This window comes from Phytopseudomonas dryadis (genome assembly GCF_004327355.1).
Classification (GTDB): domain Bacteria; phylum Pseudomonadota; class Gammaproteobacteria; order Pseudomonadales; family Pseudomonadaceae; genus Aquipseudomonas; species Aquipseudomonas dryadis.
In genome coordinates, this window is record NZ_QJUM01000065.1 from 1 (window position 1) to 1,225 (window position 1,225).

Here is a 1,225-nt window from a genome sequence, read left to right on the forward strand (position 1 = left end):
CTGCCCCTCGTCGCCCAGGCCGAAGGCTTCGTCGACGACGCCAAGGTCAGCCTCAACCTGCGCAACTTCTACATCAACCGCAACTTCACCGACCCGGACAACGCCCAGAGCAAGGCCGAGGAATGGACCCAGAGCTTCATCCTCGACGCCCGCTCCGGCTATACCCCCGGGGTCGTCGGCTTCGGTGTCGACGTGCTCGGCCTGTACTCGCTCAAGCTCGACGGCGGTGGCGGCACCTACGGCACCGCCCTGCTGCCGCGCCATGACGATGGCCGCCCGGCCGACGACTACGGACGCCTGGCCGTCGCCGCCAAGGCCAAAATCTCCAAGACCGAACTGAAGGTCGGCGAGTGGATGCCGGTGCTGCCGATCCTGCGCGCCGACGACGGCCGCTCCCTGCCGCAGACCTTCGAAGGGGCGCAGATCACCTCCAACGAGATCGCCGGCCTGACCCTCTACGGCGGCCAGTTCCGTGGCAACAGCGAGCGCAACGACGCGAGCATGGAAGACCTCGCCTACGGCGGCGCCGCCTCCGACCGTTTCAACTTCGCCGGTGGTGAGTACAAGTTCAACCAGGAGCGCACCCTGATCGGCCTGTGGACCGCCGAACTGAAAGACATCTACAGCCAGCAATACCTGCAACTGCTGCACAGCCAGCCGCTCGGCGACTGGACCCTGGGCGCCAACCTCGGCTACTTCCAGGGCGACGACGACGGCTCCGCCAAGGCCGGCAGGCTGGACAACAAGGCCTACTCCGGCCTGTTCTCCGCCCAGTACGGCAACAACACCTTCTACCTCGGCCTGCAGAAGATCAGCGGCGACACCGGCTGGATGCGCGTCGCCGGCACCAGCGGCGGCACCCTGGCCAACGACAGCTACAACGCCAGCTACGACAACGCCAAGGAGAAATCCTGGCAGTTGCGTCACGACTACAACTTCGCCGGCCTGGGCATCCCCGGCCTGACCCTGATGAACCGCTACATCAGCGGCGACAACATCCACACCGCCAGCACCAGCGACGGCAAGGAATGGGGCCGCGAGAGCGAACTGGCCTACGTGATCCAGAGCGGTACCTTCAAGAACCTCAGCATGCGCTGGCGCAACTCCAGCATGCGCCGCGACTACAGCAGCAACGAGTTCGACGAGAACCGCCTGATCTTCAACTACCCGATCTCGTTCCTGTAACCGATCACTCCCGGGTCATGGCACTTTTCGGCCCGTCCTC

The 1,225-nt window shown here is 65.1% G+C and carries 1 protein-coding gene; it reads left to right on the forward strand.

Annotated features, from left to right (window positions below):
• Positions 1-1,185 (forward strand): OprD family porin, encoded by a 1,185-nt coding sequence (locus tag DNK34_RS25235; protein ID WP_411269342.1) that lies wholly within the window; start codon positions 1-3, stop codon positions 1,183-1,185.
• Positions 1,186-1,225: the final 40 nt, after the last annotated feature.